This window comes from Oleiphilus sp. HI0117 (genome assembly GCF_001635235.1).
This window is the reverse complement of the sequence record NZ_LWGA01000470.1, coordinates 1-432: the sequence shown is the minus strand read 5'-3', so window position 1 is coordinate 432 and position 432 is coordinate 1. Positions and strand designations below refer to the sequence as shown.

The following is a 432-nucleotide window of genomic DNA, read 5'->3' as shown; positions in this document are numbered from 1 at the left end:
GGTGATGGCAATCTGCATTTGAATATTCTTAAGCCTGAAGATTTAAGCAATGAAGAGTTCTTCTCGAAGTGCATTCAGGTAAATAAGTGGGTTTTTGATATTGTCGCAAAATACAATGGTAGTATCTCGGCAGAGCACGGCGTCGGAATGGTCAAGAAAGATTACCTGGGTTATTCGCGTTCGCCTGTTGAGATCGAAATGATGAAAGGCGTTAAGCGTGTCTTTGATCCAAAAGGCTTGATGAATCCTGGAAAGATTTTCGATCTGTAGCCTCTTTAATTAGATGGTGAATGTACGGTAATGAGAACAATATGCGGGTAGTCGATAAAAGGGGATTTCTTTGCTCTCTCATTCTGCTCGCCTTTATCTCATTGTTGTTCTTGTCCCAGTCGCGGCTTCCAGCGCTGGATGAAAAAGCTCAGATGGGCCAGC

Annotated in this window: 1 protein-coding gene; it reads left to right on the top strand. The window is 43.3% G+C overall.

The genetic code is table 11. The features are described from left to right. The coding region (locus A3757_RS05375) for an FAD-linked oxidase C-terminal domain-containing protein (RefSeq protein WP_304439177.1) at positions 1–270 on the top strand (270 nt) is incomplete at its 5' end. Positions 271–432 lie beyond the last annotated feature (162 nt).